The sequence below is a fragment of the Chryseobacterium antibioticum genome (genome assembly GCF_012927325.1).
Classification (GTDB): Bacteria; Bacteroidota; Bacteroidia; order Flavobacteriales; family Weeksellaceae; genus Chryseobacterium; species Chryseobacterium antibioticum.
Genome location: NZ_JABBGI010000039.1, coordinates 13264 through 34384, shown reverse-complemented (window position 1 = coordinate 34384; position 21121 = coordinate 13264). Strand labels below are relative to the sequence as shown.

General features: G+C 31.3%; 22 protein-coding genes and 1 pseudogene. 14 read left to right on the top strand and 9 right to left on the bottom strand.

The window, feature by feature from the left end; all coding sequences use genetic code 11:
* Positions 1 to 511 precede the first annotated feature (511 nt).
* From HHL23_RS20735 to HHL23_RS20720, 4 genes are all read left to right on the top strand, one after another.
* A complete protein-coding gene (locus HHL23_RS20735; protein ID WP_169236647.1) occupies positions 512 to 949 on the top strand; it encodes a transposase in 438 nt (145 codons plus the stop codon).
* Positions 942 to 1160, top strand: coding sequence for a hypothetical protein (locus HHL23_RS20730; RefSeq protein ID WP_169236646.1), 219 nt, complete (start codon positions 942 to 944; stop codon positions 1158 to 1160). Before HHL23_RS20735 ends, HHL23_RS20730 begins: the two co-directional genes overlap by 8 nt.
* Complete coding sequence (locus HHL23_RS20725; protein ID WP_169236645.1) at positions 1141 to 1479, top strand: helix-turn-helix domain-containing protein; 339 nt, start codon at positions 1141 to 1143, stop codon at positions 1477 to 1479. Before HHL23_RS20730 ends, HHL23_RS20725 begins: the two co-directional genes overlap by 20 nt.
* A gap of 182 nt (positions 1480 to 1661) precedes the next feature.
* The gene (locus HHL23_RS20720) at positions 1662 to 2807 is read left to right on the top strand and encodes a glycosyltransferase (protein ID WP_169236644.1); all 1146 of its coding nucleotides are present in this window, start codon (positions 1662 to 1664) and stop codon (positions 2805 to 2807) included.
* A gap of 459 nt (positions 2808 to 3266) precedes the next feature.
* On the opposite strand, the gene HHL23_RS20715 is transcribed toward HHL23_RS20720, so the two are convergent.
* The 3 genes from HHL23_RS20715 to HHL23_RS20705 all read right to left on the bottom strand — a co-directional run bounded on the left by HHL23_RS20715 (position 3267) and on the right by HHL23_RS20705 (position 5728).
* The gene (locus HHL23_RS20715) at positions 3267 to 3479 is read right to left on the bottom strand and encodes a hypothetical protein (protein WP_169236643.1); all 213 of its coding nucleotides are present in this window, start codon (positions 3477 to 3479) and stop codon (positions 3267 to 3269) included.
* Between the two features lie 151 nt (positions 3480 to 3630).
* On the bottom strand, positions 3631 to 4287 hold the full coding sequence (locus HHL23_RS20710) for a hypothetical protein (RefSeq protein WP_169236642.1): 657 nt from the start codon (positions 4285 to 4287) through the stop codon (positions 3631 to 3633).
* A gap of 433 nt (positions 4288 to 4720) precedes the next feature.
* Positions 4721 to 5728, bottom strand: a complete 1008-nt coding sequence (locus HHL23_RS20705) for a helix-turn-helix domain-containing protein (RefSeq protein ID WP_169236641.1) — start codon at positions 5726 to 5728, stop codon at positions 4721 to 4723.
* Between the two features lie 344 nt (positions 5729 to 6072).
* On the opposite strand from HHL23_RS20705, the gene HHL23_RS20700 reads away from it, so the two are divergent.
* From HHL23_RS20700 to HHL23_RS20690, 3 genes and pseudogenes are all read left to right on the top strand, one after another.
* Positions 6073 to 6831, top strand: a complete 759-nt coding sequence (locus HHL23_RS20700; protein WP_169236640.1) for an IS5 family transposase — start codon at positions 6073 to 6075, stop codon at positions 6829 to 6831.
* Positions 6832 to 8285: 1454 nt separating this feature from the next.
* Positions 8286 to 8567, top strand: coding sequence for a helix-turn-helix domain-containing protein (locus HHL23_RS20695; RefSeq protein ID WP_169236639.1), 282 nt, complete (start codon positions 8286 to 8288; stop codon positions 8565 to 8567).
* A gap of 51 nt (positions 8568 to 8618) precedes the next feature.
* A pseudogene (locus tag HHL23_RS20690) lies at positions 8619 to 8792 on the top strand (transposase); the annotation flags it as partial.
* Positions 8793 to 8935: 143 nt separating this feature from the next.
* Here HHL23_RS20690 and HHL23_RS20685 read toward each other — a convergent pair.
* From HHL23_RS20685 to HHL23_RS20675, 3 genes are all read right to left on the bottom strand, one after another.
* A complete protein-coding gene (locus HHL23_RS20685; RefSeq protein ID WP_169236638.1) occupies positions 8936 to 9148 on the bottom strand; it encodes a helix-turn-helix domain-containing protein in 213 nt (70 codons plus the stop codon).
* A 2-nt stretch (positions 9149 to 9150) separates the two neighbouring features.
* The gene (locus tag HHL23_RS22960; RefSeq protein ID WP_394354164.1) at positions 9151 to 9462 is read right to left on the bottom strand and encodes a DUF2975 domain-containing protein; all 312 of its coding nucleotides are present in this window, start codon (positions 9460 to 9462) and stop codon (positions 9151 to 9153) included.
* 92 nt (positions 9463 to 9554) lie between these two features.
* On the bottom strand, positions 9555 to 9782 hold the full coding sequence (locus HHL23_RS20675; RefSeq protein ID WP_169236637.1) for a hypothetical protein: 228 nt from the start codon (positions 9780 to 9782) through the stop codon (positions 9555 to 9557).
* 1048 nt (positions 9783 to 10830) lie between these two features.
* On the opposite strand from HHL23_RS20675, the gene HHL23_RS20670 reads away from it, so the two are divergent.
* The 4 genes from HHL23_RS20670 to HHL23_RS20655 all read left to right on the top strand — a co-directional run bounded on the left by HHL23_RS20670 (position 10831) and on the right by HHL23_RS20655 (position 16720).
* Positions 10831 to 15132 (top strand): hypothetical protein, encoded by a 4302-nt coding sequence (locus tag HHL23_RS20670; RefSeq protein ID WP_169236636.1) that lies wholly within the window; start codon positions 10831 to 10833, stop codon positions 15130 to 15132.
* Between the two features lie 88 nt (positions 15133 to 15220).
* Entirely contained in the window at positions 15221 to 15655 is a 435-nt protein-coding gene (locus HHL23_RS20665) for a hypothetical protein (protein ID WP_228464914.1), read from the top strand.
* A 647-nt stretch (positions 15656 to 16302) separates the two neighbouring features.
* Positions 16303 to 16530, top strand: coding sequence for a hypothetical protein (locus tag HHL23_RS20660; RefSeq protein ID WP_169236634.1), 228 nt, complete (start codon positions 16303 to 16305; stop codon positions 16528 to 16530).
* Positions 16523 to 16720: a hypothetical protein gene (locus HHL23_RS20655; RefSeq protein ID WP_169236633.1), complete on the top strand. Its 198-nt coding sequence runs from the start codon at positions 16523 to 16525 to the stop codon at positions 16718 to 16720. The genes HHL23_RS20660 and HHL23_RS20655 overlap by 8 nt, the downstream gene beginning before the upstream one ends.
* A gap of 144 nt (positions 16721 to 16864) precedes the next feature.
* On the opposite strand, the gene HHL23_RS20650 is transcribed toward HHL23_RS20655, so the two are convergent.
* Together HHL23_RS20650 and HHL23_RS20645 are read right to left on the bottom strand one after the other, a co-directional pair.
* Complete coding sequence (locus tag HHL23_RS20650) at positions 16865 to 17263, bottom strand: helix-turn-helix domain-containing protein (protein ID WP_317174724.1); 399 nt, start codon at positions 17261 to 17263, stop codon at positions 16865 to 16867.
* A 104-nt stretch (positions 17264 to 17367) separates the two neighbouring features.
* Positions 17368 to 17820: a helix-turn-helix domain-containing protein gene (locus HHL23_RS20645; RefSeq protein WP_169236632.1), complete on the bottom strand. Its 453-nt coding sequence runs from the start codon at positions 17818 to 17820 to the stop codon at positions 17368 to 17370.
* 308 nt (positions 17821 to 18128) lie between these two features.
* Here HHL23_RS20645 and HHL23_RS20640 point away from each other — a divergent pair, with 308 nt between their 5' ends.
* Positions 18129 to 19109 (top strand): helix-turn-helix domain-containing protein, encoded by a 981-nt coding sequence (locus HHL23_RS20640; protein WP_169236631.1) that lies wholly within the window; start codon positions 18129 to 18131, stop codon positions 19107 to 19109.
* 503 nt (positions 19110 to 19612) lie between these two features.
* Here HHL23_RS20640 and HHL23_RS20635 read toward each other — a convergent pair.
* Complete coding sequence (locus HHL23_RS20635; protein ID WP_169236630.1) at positions 19613 to 19873, bottom strand: hypothetical protein; 261 nt, start codon at positions 19871 to 19873, stop codon at positions 19613 to 19615.
* Positions 19874 to 19960: 87 nt separating this feature from the next.
* Here HHL23_RS20635 and HHL23_RS20630 point away from each other — a divergent pair, with 87 nt between their 5' ends.
* Positions 19961 to 20746: a hypothetical protein gene (locus HHL23_RS20630; RefSeq protein WP_169236629.1), complete on the top strand. Its 786-nt coding sequence runs from the start codon at positions 19961 to 19963 to the stop codon at positions 20744 to 20746.
* A gap of 9 nt (positions 20747 to 20755) precedes the next feature.
* Positions 20756 to 21034, top strand: a complete 279-nt coding sequence (locus HHL23_RS20625) for a helix-turn-helix domain-containing protein (protein ID WP_169236628.1) — start codon at positions 20756 to 20758, stop codon at positions 21032 to 21034.
* Positions 21035 to 21121: the final 87 nt, after the last annotated feature.

Here is a 21121-nt window from a genome sequence, read left to right as displayed (position 1 = left end):
TTGTGAGATAAAAACCACAAAAATAAGAGTAACAGCAGTAAATGCAGCATATTGGGCAATAGGAACCTTCTATCCTGTAGTTTACAAATAAAGCCAAATAAACAAAAGGTTTTAAAAGTCAGGAAGTCTCTTCACTTCCTGACTTTTAAACTAAATCTTTATGTAAACTTATTCGATAGAACATCATCAATAAATGCAAAAAAAAAGATAAAAAAGTTTCTAATGGAAAAATTTCAACCTGACTATAGGAAAATATACATAGAGACATTATTAAATTATTCTGTTTACAGAAAGGTTTATGATGAATGGAAATTTAATTTGGAAAAATAAAAATGTGTTCAAATTGTTATGGGAGAAGATCAATTTTTGATCTACAATCTAAAGAGCATATATTTTATTTAGAGACTGATTTTTTGGCAAAAGAATTTGTCTACATATTATTTTTGAAGATGAAATTATTGTAGGAGTCTATCAGGTTTACAAAAAGTTTTAGAAATAAATACATTAAAAAATGATAGATTTTAAGGATATCCATATTGGAAGACTTGTAGAAATTAAGTGGAGAGAAAGTGAAATTTCTATTGAAAGGACATGTGATTTTTTGAAATGTACAGAGGAGGAAGTACATATACTATTCTTGGAAAAATCAATAGCTTCTGATATTTTGTTGCGATGGAGTAAACTTTTAGAATACGATTTCTTCAGGATTTATTCTCAACATCTGATTCTTTTTTCACCACCCGCTAGTATAGATTATAATGATCGAAAAAATAAAATAAAGTCTGAGCTTCCAGAATTTAGAAAAAATATTTATACACAAGAAATCATCAATTTTTTAATGGAATTGCTGGATTCTGGTGAAAAAACAAAAGCACAAATTATTGAGGATTATAAAATTCCTAAGACGACCCTCTATAAGTGGATAAGTAAATATAAAAAATATGAATAAAGTTTATGAATACAACTATGATATAGGTAAGAGCATGCAGCAAATAATGGCAGAAATTGGTAATCAATTCAATGACTATCATTCCAATATTTGGAATTGTCATATAAAAACTAATTTCTTAGGAAAGAAAACTGTACTGATATTATTTTTTGAAGATGAAAAAGTTTATAAAATTAGGGTGAGAAAAACGTATGGAAAAATCAAAACCTGATTATAAGAGAATTTATAGTGACATTATCAATAAAAAATATCCTCATAAAAAAAAGGAATGTCAATCTATATTAGAAAAAGATAATTTATCCTTTTTAGATGTTATGAAAATGAATACATTGATATTCGGCGTGAAGAGCAAAGAAGCTGAACTTTTTAATGGGAAACATCGCGCATATAATAAATCTACTATTCTTGATATATTACATTATCAAGAAGAAAACAGATTAAATAACACTCAGTTGGCAATTCATTTTCAATTAAGCAGAAATTCAGTAGCTAAATGGAAGAAAATATTTGCAGTTAAATTTTGTAATTAACATAGCATTGATAAATGGTAAAAATATCAACATTGAAATCAGTAAATTTTAAGTATAAGTAGCAGAAATTTTACTTTTCATCTTTATCAAATACAATATTATTTGTTACAAAAGATAGTAAAGTGTGAATACATTATTCAGATTACTTTTTAAGTAAAAAGTAGCTAAGATTTAATTTAAAAATGAAAAGAAAAATATTATTTCGATTACGCTCTATGGAAATGGGAGGAGTACAAAAAGTACTGCTTGATCTTTTAAATCGGTTAGATAAAGATAAATTCGAGATCAATTTATTGCTAACATTTTATCAAGGAGATCTAAAGTATGAAATTCCTTCTCATGTTAATCTATACTATTTAGCTGAAGGAAAGGAACGGTTTTCTTCACATCGTATTACACATTTTATCCAGCTTGTATTGAGAAGATTTATTATTTTAATCTATCAAATTTTCCCGATACTGCTCAAGAATAAACTTGGTTTTGTACCAGATGTAGAAATCGCTTTTATGTCCTCAAGTTTACCAGATCTGTTAAACAGTACTTTCAAGAAATCAAAGAAAATCAATTGGTTTCATTCAGATATACGTTTTTTTAAACCTAAAAAATTAGCTAACAAAGTGTTGCAGCAAATGAAGCAATGTGACATAACGGTTTTTGCGTCTTTGGCAACACAAAAAAATATAGAAATTCATGCGAATGAATCACTTGCCAATGGAGTTTGTATCAATAATATTTTCGATTATGAAATGATAAATATAAAATCCAATCAGTCAATTGCTGATGATAGAATTTTGAAAGAGAAAACGAGACCAACTTTTATTTCAGTTGGAAGATTAGTTCATCAAAAAGGGTATGATGTATTACTTGAAGCACATATTGAGCTTCTTAAAGAGGGGTTTGTATACCAAATCATTATTATTGGTGGAGGTCATGACTACGATAAACTGAAAGAAAGATCATTAGCAGAAAATGTCGAAAGTTCATTCATATTAATGGGGCAAAAATCAAATCCCTATCCTGATATAGTTGCCGCTGACTATTATATTCAACCCTCTCGTTATGAATCATATCCTCTAGCTATTGGTGAAGCTCTTATTTTGAATAAACCTATTATAAGTACGGATTGTGGAGGAGTTAATGAAATAATTGTTCATAATGAAACAGGTTTTATTGTAAATTTTTCAAAAGAAAATTTGAAAGAGAGCATTAAAGCCTTTTTACTGAAACCAGATTTGGTTAATCGAATAAAGGAAAATCAAAAAAAAATAAACTTTGAACTCCATAACCAAAAAGCCTACAGTAAAATCGAGCATATGTTAATGAATTAATGCTTTATTTTTTGCAAATTTTAAAAAAAAGATAATTAATTATCTTTTTTTAGCGAGAAAGCCAAAATTGTCGATTTCAGATGTCACATTAAACTTTGAATAGCAGTATACTAGCCTGAAAAATTAAAATGACATCTTTTTAAATAAGAACCAAGTCCGTAAAATTAAAAAACACTGTATGAATAATGAGTGAAGTAGGATAGGGATTTCCACAACCTTACTTGATTTACTGGCAAATTCTAATGCTTCATTTTATAATCTCAAGAATATGATTGTCTTTAAAAAGACTATCTGTTTAAAGAAAGTAACATTTACAATTATTATTTTAAAATTAATATATGATTCTAAAAACAAACAAATGAAACCAAGGACCAGCATTGCTGGTCCTTAACAATATATAATATTCTACAATAGGTAGAAATGAAGACCAAAGTTCTCTAAGAGATTATTTAAAATAATTTATAAACTTTTTAATGACCAAGCAATAATATTAGCCATTAATATACCAACCCCTGAATTTGTTCCGTTTGCAGAAACAACTTGACATTTAACTGGCTTTCTTCCTCTCGTCCCTCCAACCATAGAGGGAGTCATGCATGCAGGACCACTGTTATCCATTCCTCCAAAAAAGGGAGCACCATCAGCAAATACAAAAACATTTTTATTTTTCACTTTGAATGCTCCAATTTTTGAAGTTGATTGAGGAAGTCCTCCGACCAGACCATCTGCTGCAATAATTTGTATATTAGAACTTGTGCTTAATTTTGTGTAGGAAAATGAATTAGATCCCGAGGAATGATCAACAAATCTTTCATTGGCAGCCTCAATGACTCCGAATGGACCTACTTAAAAACGGACTGTTAAGAGGATCAGCTTTTATATAATAACAAGGGCCAGCTGGATTTGTATCACCATTAGATCCAATACTGGCAACTATATCAGTAGCAGTGAGTGTTATATCACCAATAAGTTGATTCAATAAAGATAATTTTCCAGATTGTGTATAGCTTTCAGTAAAAAAATAAAGATGCTTCCCTGGAGTATTAGCAAAAGTTACTAAAGCATTTACTTCTGCTATACTTAAATCGACATACGGACGATAAGAAAATCCAATAATATCATAATCCTGGAAATTAATACTACTAAAATTCGTATACTGCAGTTTATCAGGGGTTAAAGAGGATCCGTCTGTCCGAATTATAGATGAAGGAAAAGGACCGAAATTATCAAAAGAATTAAAAAAATCAATAAATAGGGGAGTGGCAAAGGTATAAGTCAAATCTTGTTCGTAGGATAATAATTTAACATTTGAAAGTGGTACATCCGCACTGTCATTGCACATTGATCCCCATTTGGTAAGGTTCCAAAATTCATAACATTTGTTGTCTGTGTTATATACAAATAAACCATTAACATCCTGATCAGTAGTGCTTGGAGCAATTGCGTCTCTCTGAGCAGTTGTTAATCTTGGAAATAACACTCCTGTATTATTATTTTTTGATATGATGTCTAATACAGATTTTGGATTAGGATTAATAGTGTTGATTCCTACTTGTCATTTCGATTTTTTTAATTTTTAATTAGTTTATCTATCTTATAAACTTTTGTTTTAGTTTAACGGTTGTTGAGGAATTGATAAAGTTAGTTATAGATAAGCTCTTTATGATTTTTATCTATTGTCTTTAGAAATGGACTTGAGCAATTCCCAGGGAATGGGAAACCCAATTTTAGGGTTCAAATAATTTATATTAACATAGGTAGAAGCGTGATTTACCAGAATTAATTATACTTTTCATACTTTTATATCATGCTTTATCCTATTTGAGAGACATGTTTGTGGATATATTGACTCTAAAAGAGAGAGCTATTATTACCGGAATGCACAGTTATGTATTCGATATAATAAAAATCAATTATTTGTTTATTTGCTCTAAATATTCTTGAGGAGTTATTAAGAATTTATTCTTAAATACCCTATTGAACGTCACCTGGTTATCAAAACCTATATTAAGATAAATTTCCTTTAGAAAGAATTGTTCATTTTTATTTTTTACACTTTCAATAAAAGCATTCAATCTAAATTCATTCAAATAAGTTTTGAAATTATTTTTAGAGTACTTGTTAATTGCTGAGGATACATAGAGTTGGTTAGAGTTTAAATCTTTTGTAAGCTGCGTCAGATTATAACCTGGAGACTTCCATGGTTCATTTATTTTCATATAACTTTCAATATTTTCAAATAGTAATTTATAAAACGACTCATCTATAGGAAGAGTTTCAGGTTTATCTTGTAAGATATTACTAAAATGAATTTTATAAGTTTTTGGCTTAATAAAATAAAAGCCGTCAATTGTAACTTCATTATTAATTGTATAATTATAAACAGTTCTCAACTTATTTATTTGTACAAAATAATATAAATAGCAAAAGAATAGAATTAACGAGAATATTATTGTGAAAACATTAATAACTTCTGCGTAGTACTTTGGAAAATTCCTATCAATATTAGTATAGTTATCCAATAAATAGCTAACGGGAAAAATTAGCAGAATAGAAGCAGATAAAATAAAAGTTTTTTTAAATTCAAAAAAAAGTAAAAAACTTAAAGGGAATAAAAAAACATATGAAAATATAGCTATTAGATTTTGAGAATAACTTACAGCACAATATAATATTAATAATGCTAAATATAAGAAAGAAGTAATTTTCCCTAATTTGGAAAAATTAAAATTGGAGAGATAAAAAAGCAAGATAAAGCCTGGAGTAATTAGACATAGAATAATTGTATCTAATGCTAAATATATATATTCTCTGAAAAAAAAATTAATAATCCATAAAAGTAAATGCCTCAGTATGATTAGTAAGGTAGTGTATTTTGCAAATAAAATTTCATACTCACATAGTTTTTTTTCAATATTCATTGGTGAATTAGTTTAAACAAATAAATACTATTATATAATTATCAATACATTATAGGGTGGACTCCCAAAATTGAGTTTTATTAAATGAGACCTAATTCCAATTTGTGAAATTGGAATTAGGTAAATGTGAAATAAGGTATATCTCAAAATAATTAAAGATTATTTGTTATTACAGTGTTTGTTATTTCATTACATTGTTTACAATCTGCCTATCATCATTTAAAAATTCAAAAAGATTAATCAAAGATACTTAGAGCCTGTTTACAAAAGTAAGAATAAAAAAGAGTAAGGGTTAGAAGTTGCATAAAAATTGTCATTTTAGAGTTGCAAAACAAAAAATATCAATGTATACAAACGACTTAACCCAAACTCAGTGGCAATTTATAAAAAAAGCATTAGATGTTGATGATAGAAAACGAAAATATGATTTGATTGTCATTTGGAATGCTATCAGCTATTTGGTGAAAATAGGCTGCCAATGGAGACTTTTACCTCGTGATTTTCCAAAATGGCAATTGGTTTATTACTATTATTCAAAATGGGCAAATCTGGAGATTTTCGATTTATTATTATCAAAACTAAGAGAGAAAGTACGACGAAACAGAGGTCAGAAATCACAGGCAAGTTTAGGAATTATGGACAGTCAAAGCGTTCGTTGGGGAAATAACAGTTCACTCAATGGCTTTGACGGAGGTAAAAAAATAAAAGGAATCAAAAGACACGTTGTGGTAGACAAAAACGGCTTTTTATTAGCCGTAATGGTAAGTTTAGCCAATGTTCATGATAGTAAAGCGGCATTATTACTGATGAAAACGCTGCGATATTTACTGATCCCGCTTCAGGTAATCCTGGCGGATGGAGGCTATAGAGGAGAGATTATTGAGGAAATAAGAATTAAGTTTAATTATATCATTCAAATCGTTATGCGGAATGATAAAAAAGAAAAAAGGTTTGAGCCAATTCATAAACGATGGATTATAGAGCGCACTTTTTCATGGTTTGATAATGATAGAAGATTATGCAGAAATTATGAACTCCTAATGGAATCCTCTGAAAACATGGTCAAATTATCTGCTATAAAATTATTACTGAATAAAATTTAAACAGGCTCTTAACAATTAGTTCTACGATTTACCTAAATTAAGTTTGCTCTAAAAACCTCTTTTCCCAATACTCAAATGATGCAAAATCCAGTTTTCTATTTTATCTTTGTTTAAACGTTCTAGCTATTTAGGAATGTATGTTTAACGTAAAGTTTCCATTTTTCTTTAAGACTTTTTAGGTATTAGAGAACCTGAAAAACCAAATCAAAAAATTGCATAGCCATAATAAAGAATAATTCTAAGAACACGAATAAAATTGATTTTAAAAATAGAATTTATTCTTGCCAAAGTTTTATAAAATGAATTTCAAGAATATACATATAGGTGATTTAATTAACCAGCGCGTTAAAGAAATTGGAGTAGAAATGTTCCGTATCTGTAATTTTTTTAAGTGTACAGTGAAGACTACATATCTAGATGCCACGATATTCGCTGATAGAATGAAGCTGTTCCCTAAAAATATCATCAGGAATTACGGTATGGTTTTCTAAATTAAATCGAATACCTTTTATCCTTTAATAAAAAGGGTATAAGAATCGTGTCCTAACAAATGTAACAACTTCAGCAGCAAAATATTATATTTTAAGCACAGACTAGTATATGGATTTAGAAGAACAGTAAATTCCAGTTGGAGCCTCCCGACTGCTACGGCTGTCCCGGTAACTTTGGGAGGACGAATTTATGAAATCAGAAATGGGAGCACTTTTGATGTAGTGGTAACCGCAAATGGTGCTGAAAGAACAGATGTATCTAAGACGGACAATAATCAGACTAGTTTAACTGTTCCCGCAGGACGTTCCCGCCAATTGCTCTTGAGGAACGTGTTCAAGAACGAAAGTATTCTTTTACATATATCAGATCACAGAGCCTTAATATTATTAAACTTAATGAGTTAATTTTTGAAACCAAGGATAAGGGGACATTCCTCTTTAACCAAAGTCATCGATCCTATAATAAAGCTTCCATCTTTGAGATTTTGGATTATCAAAAGAAAAACAAGTTAAATAACACCCAATTAGCACAGCATTTTAAGTTAAGCCGAAACACCGTCGCTAAATGGAAGAAATTGTTTATGAGCTAATAGCCTGAAAGCAAAACAGTACATCAAATAATTTGAAACAAAAATCTTTTAGATAAAAAGCTTCAATGCAAATTGAGACGTTTCGTGAGCATGACAGGACTATCCTAGAACACTTTTATTGCTGATTTAATGCGGTTTTTCAGTTTAACTATTTGATTTGAATTTATTTGTATTGTTGTGTCTTTTTTATGTAAAGAGTTTTTTTGATAATAATATACTTTAATGTACTAGCAATTGATGTTTATGAAATTAGTGTGGAGGTCCTTTTTGGGATTAAACCTTCGCATGTTTTTTGCCTAAAAGCAATGCTAGAATTAAAATTGGTACATTAAAGTATATCATCACCTAAATTTAATTACAATTGTAAAAAAAATTGAAAAATTACACGTTTGAACAGTTACCTTATATTCTGTGTAAGATCGAAGAAAGATTGGATAAAATAGAAGATTTATTGTTAGGGAAATACCAAAAGGATCCATTAGAAAATGATTTTATTGGAGCTAAAAAAAAATGTAGTGTTTTAAAGTTTTCTCTACCGACACTGTATACAAAAGTTTGTAAAAGGGAAGTTCCTTTCTACAAGCAAGGAAATCGATTGTACTTCTCAAAACTAGAATTATTTGATTGGATTCAGGAAGGCAAAAAAAATCATTAAGTGGGATTAATGCTAGTGCTATAGAAATAGCTAAAAAGATGGGGAGTAGAAATCGACATTAGAAAAATCATTTATACAACCAATTTAATTGAAAATCTAAATGGAAAAATCCGAAAATACACCAAAAACAAAATGTCGTTCCCTACTGATGATGCCATGATGAAATCAGTCTATTTAGCTCTAAAAGAAGCAACCAAGAAATGGAAAATGCCAATCCATAATTAGGGCATTGTTTTAAACCAATTTATTATTATTTTTGAAGAAAGGCTCAGATTATAAAATCCAAGCCCTAACTTTTTAACTTACACACTTCCTGGGATAGTGTCAATATATTTTAAGATGTACAACGGTATAGAATTCCTTCGATGTTATTTATCATCTTTTACATATTCCAAAATATCTCCAGGTTGGCAGTTTAATGCTTTACAAATAGCTTCCAGAGTCGAAAGTTTTAAAGCTTTTGCCTTTCCGGTTTTTAAAATGGAAAGATTGGTCTGCGTAATTCCTATTTTCTCAGCGAGTTCCTGTGATTGCATCTTGCGTTTGGCAAGCATGACATCTATATTGATAATAATCGACATGCTTAAATGGTTAAATCTGTTTGGTTTTGAAGTTCTACCCCCTTTTTGAAAAATTCAACAATAAATAGAACGATAACTCCAAAAATAAGAATTATAAAAGCCGTCAATAATATCTCATAATCCCGAATATAGTTATCAACATGAAAATAAGTGGATATAGGATTGTAATACCAATTACAAATAGATATCGTTGCATAAATGAAGCTAAGCCATGAAAATCTTCTCAAGCATTTGATGACTATGGGATTGAAGAGAATATCTTTGGTCAACCCATTAAAAATTTTATAAACTGAAAAGAAAAAAAGGTATAAAATGTATACAGTATCAAATAATGAAAAAATACATTAAAAGCGAAAACTCCATGTAATACAGTATGTATTTTTTTTAAAGGTTCACGAAATGAAAATCATAAATAAAATTTCTCTGGTTTTCCATCCACCAGATCATTTGATTTGTTAGAGACTAGCTCTGTTTGAAAAATTTCATCTAAAACATGACTTCCTGTTTTGAGATTATAATAGCTTGCTGCATAACCAAACAGGACGTATGCAAAAAGAAAAGCGGTAAGAATAAATAATAAAAAAAAGATCCAGCTTATTGCTGTTGAAATAGAATTTTTGCCTAATAATTTCATAATGTGTTATTTTAAGTACTGCAAATATTTTAAAAAATTTTTTATTCTTAAAAAAAATTATCCGCATCAGTTTGAACTACCTTCATATAAAGATTGGAGAGAGCAATGGGAACATGACAGTAAAAACAGCCTTTATTTACTACAAGCTAAAGATAATATGCATGAAGGTTATCCACAGTAGCTTTATCAAAATACTTATGCTTGGGACTGTTATAATGTAATCGAATTCTTGAAGGATTCCGATATAAGGGAACCAGAGTTTAATAAGTCTTTGCTGGATTCTTATTTAAAATATCTGGGAATTTTGGCTTCATAATATATTAAGGAAAATAGTACTAACTGGTCGGGCAACTTTATTGTCTGGTAAGTTGTTTTTAGAGATTAGTTAAAATCTATAAAGATTATTCTGGAAGGTAATTTCACTTTTTCTAAAATTGGCTTTAGATTTATGCAAAGAAATTTTGTCAATTATATACTTGAATGTACCAGTTATAAAAATCCTGAAATACTATTTGGTTTATAATTTATTTTACCAGCTATACATAGAAAAGTTTATAAACCTTTAAATATCATCCAATACGGCTGAATAAGGTGTTCAATAACTGAACATTACTGCAAAGTGACAATAGAATTAATGGTAACATTGTAGGGTAAACTTAGTACTAAGTATAAAAATAATAAAGTTACTTCATTGATTATGTAGCCTTTATTATTTCTTTAAATTTAAATGTTAAAATTCGACAGAAAATTGAATTCTTTCTTTTTTACTAATGTTTTTCTGTATATCATTTTTTAACTATTTGATATTAAGTGCTTTAATAAGCCTTGAGTGAAATACAAAAATTCAACGTATTTATTAATTCCATTACATGAAAATTTCAAAACAAGATTTAACTTTATAATGTAAACTTTGAGACATCTTGTAACCTTTTAATTATAAGATATTTTTAATTAATAAACTTTATGAATTATTCTTTTTACACTTATGATATTTTAACTTAACCTAAAAATACTTATGAAAATCTTTACAAAATTGAATTATGTTATAATGCTTTTTATAAGTATTATGGCATATTCCCAAAGTCCCGGAGGAGTCCCCGGCGCAGCCGCCTGGTACAAAGGAGATGCAGGGCTAACGTCCCCTGCCTGGACAGATCAATCGGGTAATGGATATAACCTGACAGGAGCTAATGCCCCTACAAGCAGTTATATGAATTACAATCCGGTAGCAACCTTTAATGGAACAAATCAACAGTATAGTAATACTGGCTTAAAAGCTAATTGGCCGGTAGGATCTTCTGCTCACACTTACTATTATGTAGCCCGGCAAACGGATAATGCAGTCGCTGTGAAAACTGTATTGGGAATTGGAGTTGCTGGTAACCTTACGGGGTTTAATAGTGGAAGGGTTGTTACGACTGGTAATATTGGGACTTCCGGAAATTTGGATAATAATACCGGAACTTCAGGTGTTCAGGTAACACCTCCTCCGACTTGGCAAACAAACTCTACAAACTTGGTAAGAACCGGGCATAATGCTGCTGGTTCTGCTCCCAATTATATCTCGGCAAACGGAGGTACAGAATATACGGGTGCCAATCATATACCAACATACCTAAACACTTCTGATTTTCGTGTAGGGGCAGCGGCATGGTTTGCTGGAAATGGACTGCAGTTTTGGGCTGGTGATATTGCCGAGGTGATTGTATATCCCGGTAAGCATACTGTAACGGATTATAATAAAGTAGAAAGCTATCTGTCTGTGAAGTATGGAATCACCAAAAATGGTAATTATGTATCTTCTTCTGCTACAGTTTGGGATGCAGGTAACAATAACGGATATAATAATAATATTGCAGGTATTGCCCGTGATAATATTTCAGGCCTGCATCAGAAGCAATCAAGGAGTAGTAATGCCGGACAGCAGGTACTTATTGGAGCTGGAGGAGCTTTGGCAGATAATAACGGCAGTAATATCAACACCCTTACAGACGGACAATCGTTGATCTGGGGTGATAATGGATTAAATAAAGGGCTAGCTACAATAATTAACGGAATTTCGGGAGTTAATTTCCGTTTTGTCTCAATATGGAAAGTACAGAATACGGGATTAGTAGGTATGGTAAGGGTAATGTGGCCTCAAGGATTAACCAATTTGAAATTAATTCAAAGTACAGATGCTGTCTTTGATGGTACAGATACGGTAACTGATATGTCTGCCAATACCCAGACCATTAATGGAGTAACTTACAATTATGCAGATGTTACGTTAGGGGATGCTCAATATTTCACTTTTGCAGCTTTTTCAGCAGCACCTGGAGGGGTAATCGCGGGATTGGGGTATTGGTATGATGCAGGAGTTACTGCAACTGCGACAAGCTGGTCTGATAAAGTAAATGGATTTACAATTAACAAAAATGGAACAGGACCAACAGTAATATCCAGTGGTGACAAGGATAGTAACTTCAATCCATTTTATACATTCTCTTCAACCAACTATGCTCATTTTACGGGAGCTATTAATCCTGCTGCTTTAGGCAGGTTGCATACCACCTTTGCAATGGGTTCAAAATCGGGTAATATCGAGGGGACTTATAATCATATATTCAGATTTGGATCTGCTGCAGGAAGTGCTGTTCTTCACCGATATGCTGTCGGTCTTAATACTGCGGACAACCAGTCTACACTTCATTATATTGATTCTGGTGGGGCTGTAGATAGACGGAATACCAATTATAATGCCCTTTTTAATCAAATGACTTTAGTAGGAGCACAGATTAGCGCAATTACTGGTAGCAACAATAAGCAGGTAGGCTATAATGGTAATTATCTTAGTTTTACAGATGCAATAACCGCTGATGTACATCCAAATCTTCAGATAGGAGGAAGCTTTTATGGTTTTGCAGGAAGAATACCGGAAGTTGTATATTATAACACTAGCTTGGGCTTACTGGATAGAAGTAAAGTGAATAGCTATCTGGCTCTAAAGTACGGGGTTACTTTGATACAGCCCATGAATTATGTTGCTTCTAACGGGGATCTTGTTTGGGATTCTTCTATCAATACTTTATTTAACAACAATATCTTTGGTATTGGAAAAGATGTGGCCGGTAGTTTAGATCAAAAAGTATCCAATTCTATAAACCCTATCACAGTGGGCAAGTTAACTGTTGCTACCATACAAAATTTCACGGCCATTAATTCAAATGTTTCGAGAACATCTTTGAATGATACCCAATATTTAGTATTTGGTGATAATAACAATAATAATACAGCAACAACATTTTTAGATCCGAATGCCTGTCCTGCTTTGCAAGGTGATGATAAGCGTATTGCTAAAACCTGGGAGGTGAAAAATACCAATGATGCCAACGCAACGTGGCTTGAAGTAGATATGCAATCCTATGATATCACCAAAGATGTATTTTTATTGGTAGGTGATGATGCGGCATTAACTTCCAATACGTATACGATTCCGGGTACTATATCCGGTGGTAAAGCCGTATTCAATGTTAAATTTACGGGCGTAAAATACTTTACCGTAGGTGGCAAGGTTGGAACTGCCACATGTGAAACATGCAAAGGCGGTAAGCAGGTATTGCAAACAGCTTTGGCTTGGTATAACGGAGGTGTTGCAGGAATGACAAGTAATAATTTAACAAATGTAGCGTTGAATGGAACAGCCCCTAGCAGTGGAGCATTATCCGCCAATATTGGAGTAAGCTATCCTGCTAATGTAGAATGGATTCCTACCATTTTTCCAAGATGGTATGGTAAATGGGCACAGTTATCAAGATATGATAATGTAAGTGGAGCTGCAGGTAAAGTAACATACACAGTAGACTTGAAAGATGCTATTGGAACTAAAGCTGCAAAAACAAGTTTCCAGATTGCGGGTATTACCAAAATTTCAGGACAGTCCACTGTAGTAAAAGTAACAGGATATTGCGGAGGTACTGCGGTGCTTCCAAAGATGAATTATGCTTATAACTCTACACCTGCCAATAATAGCTATTGGCGCAGATATTCCATAGATGCCTCTACGGCCACAGTTACCGGAACTCAGCCTTATTATGAAATCTATGATATTGGTACTGTGAATGTCAATTTTGAAAAGGTAGTTGATAAAGTGGTGATCGAGTGGACGGTAGATAGAAGTCCTGTTTTTAAAACAGTTAATTATCTTTATATCAGTGATATGACTTATGTATGTGATAATCCTGTAGAACCAACACCGGATAATGTGAATATCATCGCTTCCTATGTTGAGAGTCAATTGCCTACTTGTGAAGAGGGTACTTTAAAATTGGATATCAGAAATAACAATTGTTCGTCCAAGACAATAGATCTGAGTAATACTTTACCTGCGGGATTAGAGTATGTAGCCAATAGCTATGTTGGTTTGGGAACTGAGACTCCGACCTATTCAGGACTGAGTTTCCAGTTAAATGATTTGGTGTTACCATCAGGTATTTCCTATATATATGTAAAAGTAAAACCGACCAATCCGGGAGCTACAGGTACGTATTCTACTCATTTTACTTATACGGTAGACGGAGGTATTAATACACCTACACCTTACAGAAGTGATGATGATAGCGGTCAGTCTGGTTATCAGGACACCAGTATTTTATACACAGCAAGTGCAGTTACGGCTAAACCTACTATCATTAAAACGGTCAATAGATGTTTCGGTACTTCTTCCACAGAACTAGAATATACAGTTACGATTAAGAATAATGATTCCGGAACAATTAATAATGTTGAATTTGCAGACCAGCTAGATGGTTCTCAAACGTATATATTAGGCTCTTTGGCTTATACTAATTTTGTCTCTAATGGCTTAGATAATTCTAATGATGCTCAGGTTTATATATCTGGAATGAGTATTGCGGCAGGACAAACAGCGACGATTACATTCAAAGTCAATACCAATAATGCTTATACAATGGCTTATACTGATGTTAGTGGGAATAAATATATTAATAATATGGCGTCAGTTATCATAGATCCTCAGTCTGCATGTGGTTCGTCTTCTTCTACATTATCTAATGAATTGAAAGTTCTTGCGTGTACCTTCTGTACCAAAGATCCTAATACTTTACCGGCAGATCTGTTTACCAAAATAGGGATTACGATCCAATCTAAGCAAAATGGGTGGCCAGAAAACCTTCCAAACGGAGCGGTTGCTCTGGAGTCTAAAACGAAGGGATTTGTGATTACTCGTACAGTAAGTTCATTGGTTATCAACCCAGTAGAGGGGATGATTATTTACGATACCACAGATAAGTGTATAAAGATGTATAATGGCAGCAGCTGGAATTGTGTAGCAAGAAGCTGTAATGACTAAGTAACATTAAAATTAAAAGACAATGAAAAAAATACTATTAACAACAATCGTTCTTATCAATTTTTATCAGATGAAAGGACAGGTGGGCATGGGTAAGGCTTCTGTGGATGGGGGTGCTATTTTAGATTTTCCATTATCCAAGACAGGTATCATTCTTCCGATGCTCGATACGCTTCCTACAGGAACGGCGGCTACTAATGGGACGTTTATCTATGATAGTAGTGATAAGATAGTTAAGGTACGTCAGAATGATGTTTGGGTATCTTTATCAGATGCTGGCAGCCTCACGGGTACAATGCCTAATACTTCGGCGGAAACTGGTGGTGGAGTTATCATAGGAGCTGCAAGTTCAGCTGCGCAGGGTGTATTGGTTCTTGAATCATCAAGCCTGGCACTGGTTTTACCAAAAGTAAATGATCCAGTTTTCAATATGAAAAGTCCAGTAGCGGGAACCTTATGTTACGATACTGTAAGCAAAACAATGGCCGTGTTCGATGGATTAAAGTGGAGCTTCTGGAAATAGATTGTCTCTTTTTATAGAAGACAGTTTAAAAGTGATAAAACAATTTACTTCAAATGAGAAGATAATACAATATTGCAAATCAGTTGGAGCCGGCATCATGTATGCCGGCTCTATTTTTTTGAAAAAACTGTTTCATGGATCATATGAATATGCCATTTTTTTTGAATAGATAATTTTTGAAGTCCATTATTGAACATTTTAGGCACTTAAAAATAAAAATTTATTTGATAGAGATGAGTTTAAACGAAGATAAAAATATACATGGGAAAGATATTTGCTAGAGAAGATCTTCAGATTGAAGAGAACCGTAGGTGTTTTATCAAAAACTGTTTAGAGCAAGGGTGAAACAGGAATGTAGAAAAATTATCTCACTACATTTTTAGCTTCCCAAACCATAATGTTGAAGGTTATAGACTTAATAAAAACAAAATGTATGAAAAAAGAAATGTTCACTGTTTTTGCAGTGTCACTCTCTGCGATCTCATTCGCTCAATTTGTTGTAGGTATTAATATATCAAACCCAACAGAAGCAACGGGACTGCAAGAATAAGAGCCCTTCCCCAAAGCGGAACCCCCAATGCAATACGAAGCCCGATGGCACAAAGTCTTCAAGTCAGAACCAGACTTTTACGGGAACTAGAACCTTTGTGGCGGATAGTAATGGAGTAATCGGTACGGTAAACTGGGTTCCATCTGAAGGTGCTGTACCTATTGAAGGAGCAGATGGAGCAGATGCAATAGCAACTACTCAGACAATATCTGCCAGAAATGGGACAACGGTTGTAACTCCGGCATTAGTATCGAAGACATTCACTTTAAGTAAAAAATCCCTGGTGACATTTTCGTTCAATGTAAGTTCTTTCTCTTTTGAATGATGCTGATATAGAGCATAAAGGATTATTTCTCAATGCAGATTCCGGGTTTGACAGTAAAAAGTTCAGAGATATTCTGGAACGAAAAGAAATTATTGGGAATATTAAAAACAATCCTCGTAATGGAAATATGAAAAATAAAAAGTATTTTGATGATACTGAACTTTATAAAAGAAGGTTCAAAATAGAATAAGCCAATGCTTGGTTGGATAGTTTCAAGGCGTTATTGGTAAGATTTGAAACATTAAATGTAACCTGGATAAATTTACATTATATTGCTTTTTCTATTTTGTTACTCAGGAAAATAAAAGTTTAAACAAGTTTAATATTCACATTCTTAAATTGCAAAAAGAGTCTTCCATTTAGCTATTGAATTTCTGCTTAATTTAAAATGATTAGCTAGCTGGGTATTATTTAACTTATTTATTTTCTGATATTTTAAAATCTCAATAATAGTAGATTCGTTGTAAGATCTATGACGTTGATTAAAGCTCATAGTTTCTTTACTTTTTGTTTCAAATATTAGAGAATTAAGTTTTATAATATCTAAAAAAGACAGATCTTTCTTATTTAATAATGTTTTGCATCTTTCTTCCTTATGAGGATATTTTCTACAGATAATATCAGTATAAATTCTTCTATAATCAGGCTGTGAATTTTCCATAAATGTATTTAATTTTGATTTGAGATACTTTTTCTCCTTCAAAGAACAAAAGCATAATTTTTTTTCTTCCAAACCAACTTATTTTCAAGGTGTAAGTCCATAGGTTTTGTGGATAAAAGTTGAATTCTTGTCCCATCTTATCTATAATCTCATTTTTACTTTTGTTTAATAGATAATTATATTGATTCTTGGGTTCCATTTTTGTTGTATTTGCTAATCCATTTGTAAAGAGTTGTTTTGGGAATGTTATAATCATTCATGATTTGTTGTTTTGTCTTTTCCCCCCGATTTACCAATTCTATTATAAAATCTATGATCTCTTGTGTGTACAAGTTTTTCCTAAAAATAGGAAGTGAAGAATTTTTGGATTTATTAATGCTTTTATCCGGAGATCCAGGCGGAGCATATAAAACCAAGTGTTGAGAATACAAACGGAAGAAATCATAATCCAGTAGCTTTGACCATTTCAAAATAATTTCAGAATTTAAAGAGTTACTACGATACATCTCAGTGATCTCTTCTTCGGTACATTTGAAAAAGTTGCATATACGGTGAATATCTATCTCCAATGTTTCATTACGCTCCTTAATGTAGCTGCCAATATGAATGTTTTTAAAATTTTTTTCCATCACATTTTTAATAAGAAAATTTTCTTCTTTTATCCTTATATGCTGTTAATACAAAAATATAAGGTAAAAAGGAAAATCACGATTTAAATTTAATTTGTTGCTCATATTTGTTTTATTTAGGTTACTTTAAAAACCTATCTTTAATTTTATAAAGCTATGTCAAATTATAAGGAAAATGTGTATATTTATCAATGAAATCCTGTTATTCATTTAACTTTTAAGATGTTGATTATTAATGTGATAAATAATATTTTAGATATTGTTGAATATGTAAATAAGAATAATGATTTTTTTTGTAAAAATTTGATATGGTTAAAGATAGTATATATAAAAAATCTGTAATAAATTTTATATATTCTTATATAATTGTAGGTATTAGTTTGCTTGGGATGTTTGGATATATGGGAATGGCAAATTATTTGTTATTTTTTATATTCTTGTCTGTTGTTGTAAATATCACAATTGTATTATCTATATGTTATTTATCTTATAATATTATTCGTTTATTCGTAACTCCATATTTGATATTATCTTCAATTATAATTTATTTCTTGTTAATTTTGTTTTGGAATCATAGTCCGTTGTCATTAATTTGGTATACTATATTTCCTGTTGCTGTTTATCATTTCTTTAATATGCGTACTACTTTATATTGGTCCATTTATATTGTATTTCTAATTATAATTACTTTTTTTGCAAATTATTGGTTTGAAATTCCTAGAATCTCCCTAACAAAGACTAATTTATTTATCATAAATATCTTTACTTTATTTGCCGTGATTTATTTTATTTCCTTCTTTTTATATTATAAGTATAAAATAACTTTAATTGAATTTGAAAATAAAAGTTTAGATGATAGTAGTACTGATAAAAATGTTGTTTCTACAGCTGGGGTAGAAGACGAATTATATATAAATGAAAATTTAATTCCAAGTAATACGCTCAAGAAAATTTATGCTGATATTCTTGATCTTTTTGAGAATGATGATATATATTTAGATTGTAGCTTTAATATTTCAAAGCTTGCGGAAATTCTAAATACCAATGTTTCGTATGTTTCACGTGCACTTAACTCTATTGCTGGCTCTAATTTCAATGCATTTTTAAACAAGTATCGTATTGAGTATGTCAAAAGACTTATTAAAAATGATGATTATGATCGATATAAATTAACATACCTTTATACCCAGGCCGGCTTCAAAAATCAGTCTACATTTAATAAGGTATTTAAAGATTTGGAAGGAATTACACCCACAGAATATATCCAAAAGCTAAAAGAATCCCTATAATTTGTAGTGTTCAAATCCAATTTAAAACCTACTGTCATTATTGATGGCACATATCATAAATTCAATGAGGGGTGTGTTTTACTCAGGATGTGTCATTTCTTTACAAGAGCAGGCAAAAAAATCATTGCAGATTCTGAGTTAGTTTAGCAAGAAAAAAAGAAATCATTTTACGAAAAAACACGAAGTCAAAGAATCGAATTCCAAATTAAACATCGCTTTTGAAGAAGTTATTCAAATATTAGGGAAGTTTACCCGTCCGGATATTTTAAGAAATGTCATCACTTTTATTCTGTTTCAAATCCTAATTAAAATATTTCATTACCCATAATTTACATACTTATCTGGTAAAATAGACAAGAACATAATGTAAAGAAGGTTTTCAATGGATTATTGTACCTCTAATGTCAATGTTTTTACGCAGTCTGAAAGGTTTGTATCAATAAAAAGAAGCCTACTAATATAGGCTTCTCCAATCTTTGTGTGCGTGTTTTTAGAATCGAATCTTATGGAGCAGTAATCTGATCTATTTTTATAAAGACCTTCATGGTAGCCGGATTAGTGCCTGTCTGTCCGCCAACTGCCCCTGCCATCATATAAGCTGTATAGGCCACCTTTGTCGTAGTAGATGTATCTATCCAGCTGTAATATCTATATTCAGGTCCACTATTAGAACCTTGATAAATGCCCGCGTCACCCCAATATACTCTTGTAGCCGTTGTACTTGTAGTCCAGGTATTCCCAGAATCAACATCTCCTCCAAACAAATTCGGAACCGCTGTTAAAGTATTACCAAAACAGGGAAGTTTACCTAATTATTGATTTGTGTAAGTTATTTTTTGAAAAACATTAAGATGATAACTACGAAAGAATCTATAGATGGATCTGTGGATGCATTGAAAAGAAAATTAATTTCAAAATACGTGTATTTCATGTCCGGGATATTACTCGGATATTCTTTGGTATTTTATTTTGTTATTAAGGATTCATTTTTTGCAATTTGTACATCTGTTTATTCTATATTGTTATTTTACACATTTATAATCATTCGTAAGAGCTATAATATAAAAATTTTTGTACATCTTTACATGACGTATGCTCCCATATTTGCAGCGGTTGTCATGCTTTATTTTTGGAAATATTCTGCGGCCACTGCCATGTGGCTTTTACCTGTACCGCTAGGAGCTCATGTCTTTCTGGGAAAAAAATATGTTTACATTTATTCAGTATATATATTTCTGATCATCGTTACAGTGAGCATCCTTAATAGATTTTTTACATTTGATTATTTTAGCCTCAACGATGTCAATGTTATTGTAATTTCTGATACGTTTGTTGGTTTGTCTAATCTTGCTGTATTCATAATTTTAATATGTTACAATGAAAAAATTAGAAAAACAGAAATAGAGCAGAATATTTTCAATCAAATTAATCTTTCTCAAGAAAATAATCAGAATCAAAAAGATGGTGATTTCCTCGAAAATGCTGATGTTGTTACATCTTCCGAATCTATTGAAAAAGATAAATTAGTTTTCTCTGAGAATGTAAATATAGAAAAGTATGTGGCTTTGTTTAAAAAGGTGAAAAATATTGTAGAACATGAAGCTTATTTTAAAGATGTAAATTTTACGATTTCTTAGCTGTCAAATATGTTGAAATCTAATAATTTATATATAGCCAAATCCATTAAAGTAAATGGCTTTACCAACTTTAATCACTACCTGAATGTCTGCAGAATTGAAAATGTAAAAAAGCTTCTTTCAGAACATGATATTAGCAGAGTTACTCTCATGTACATCTATACGGAATCTGGATTTTCAAACCAATCTACTTTCAACAGGGTTTTTAAGCAAATAGAAGGAATAACACCTTCAGAATATATAATAGCGTTAAAAGATGATAAAAACAATAATTTGGCTCATTTGTAATTGTTTAATTATATTCATTTAGTCACAAAATTTTATATTATATAACAAAAAAGTCGGCACATTCGCACCGACCTTACTAATTTATAT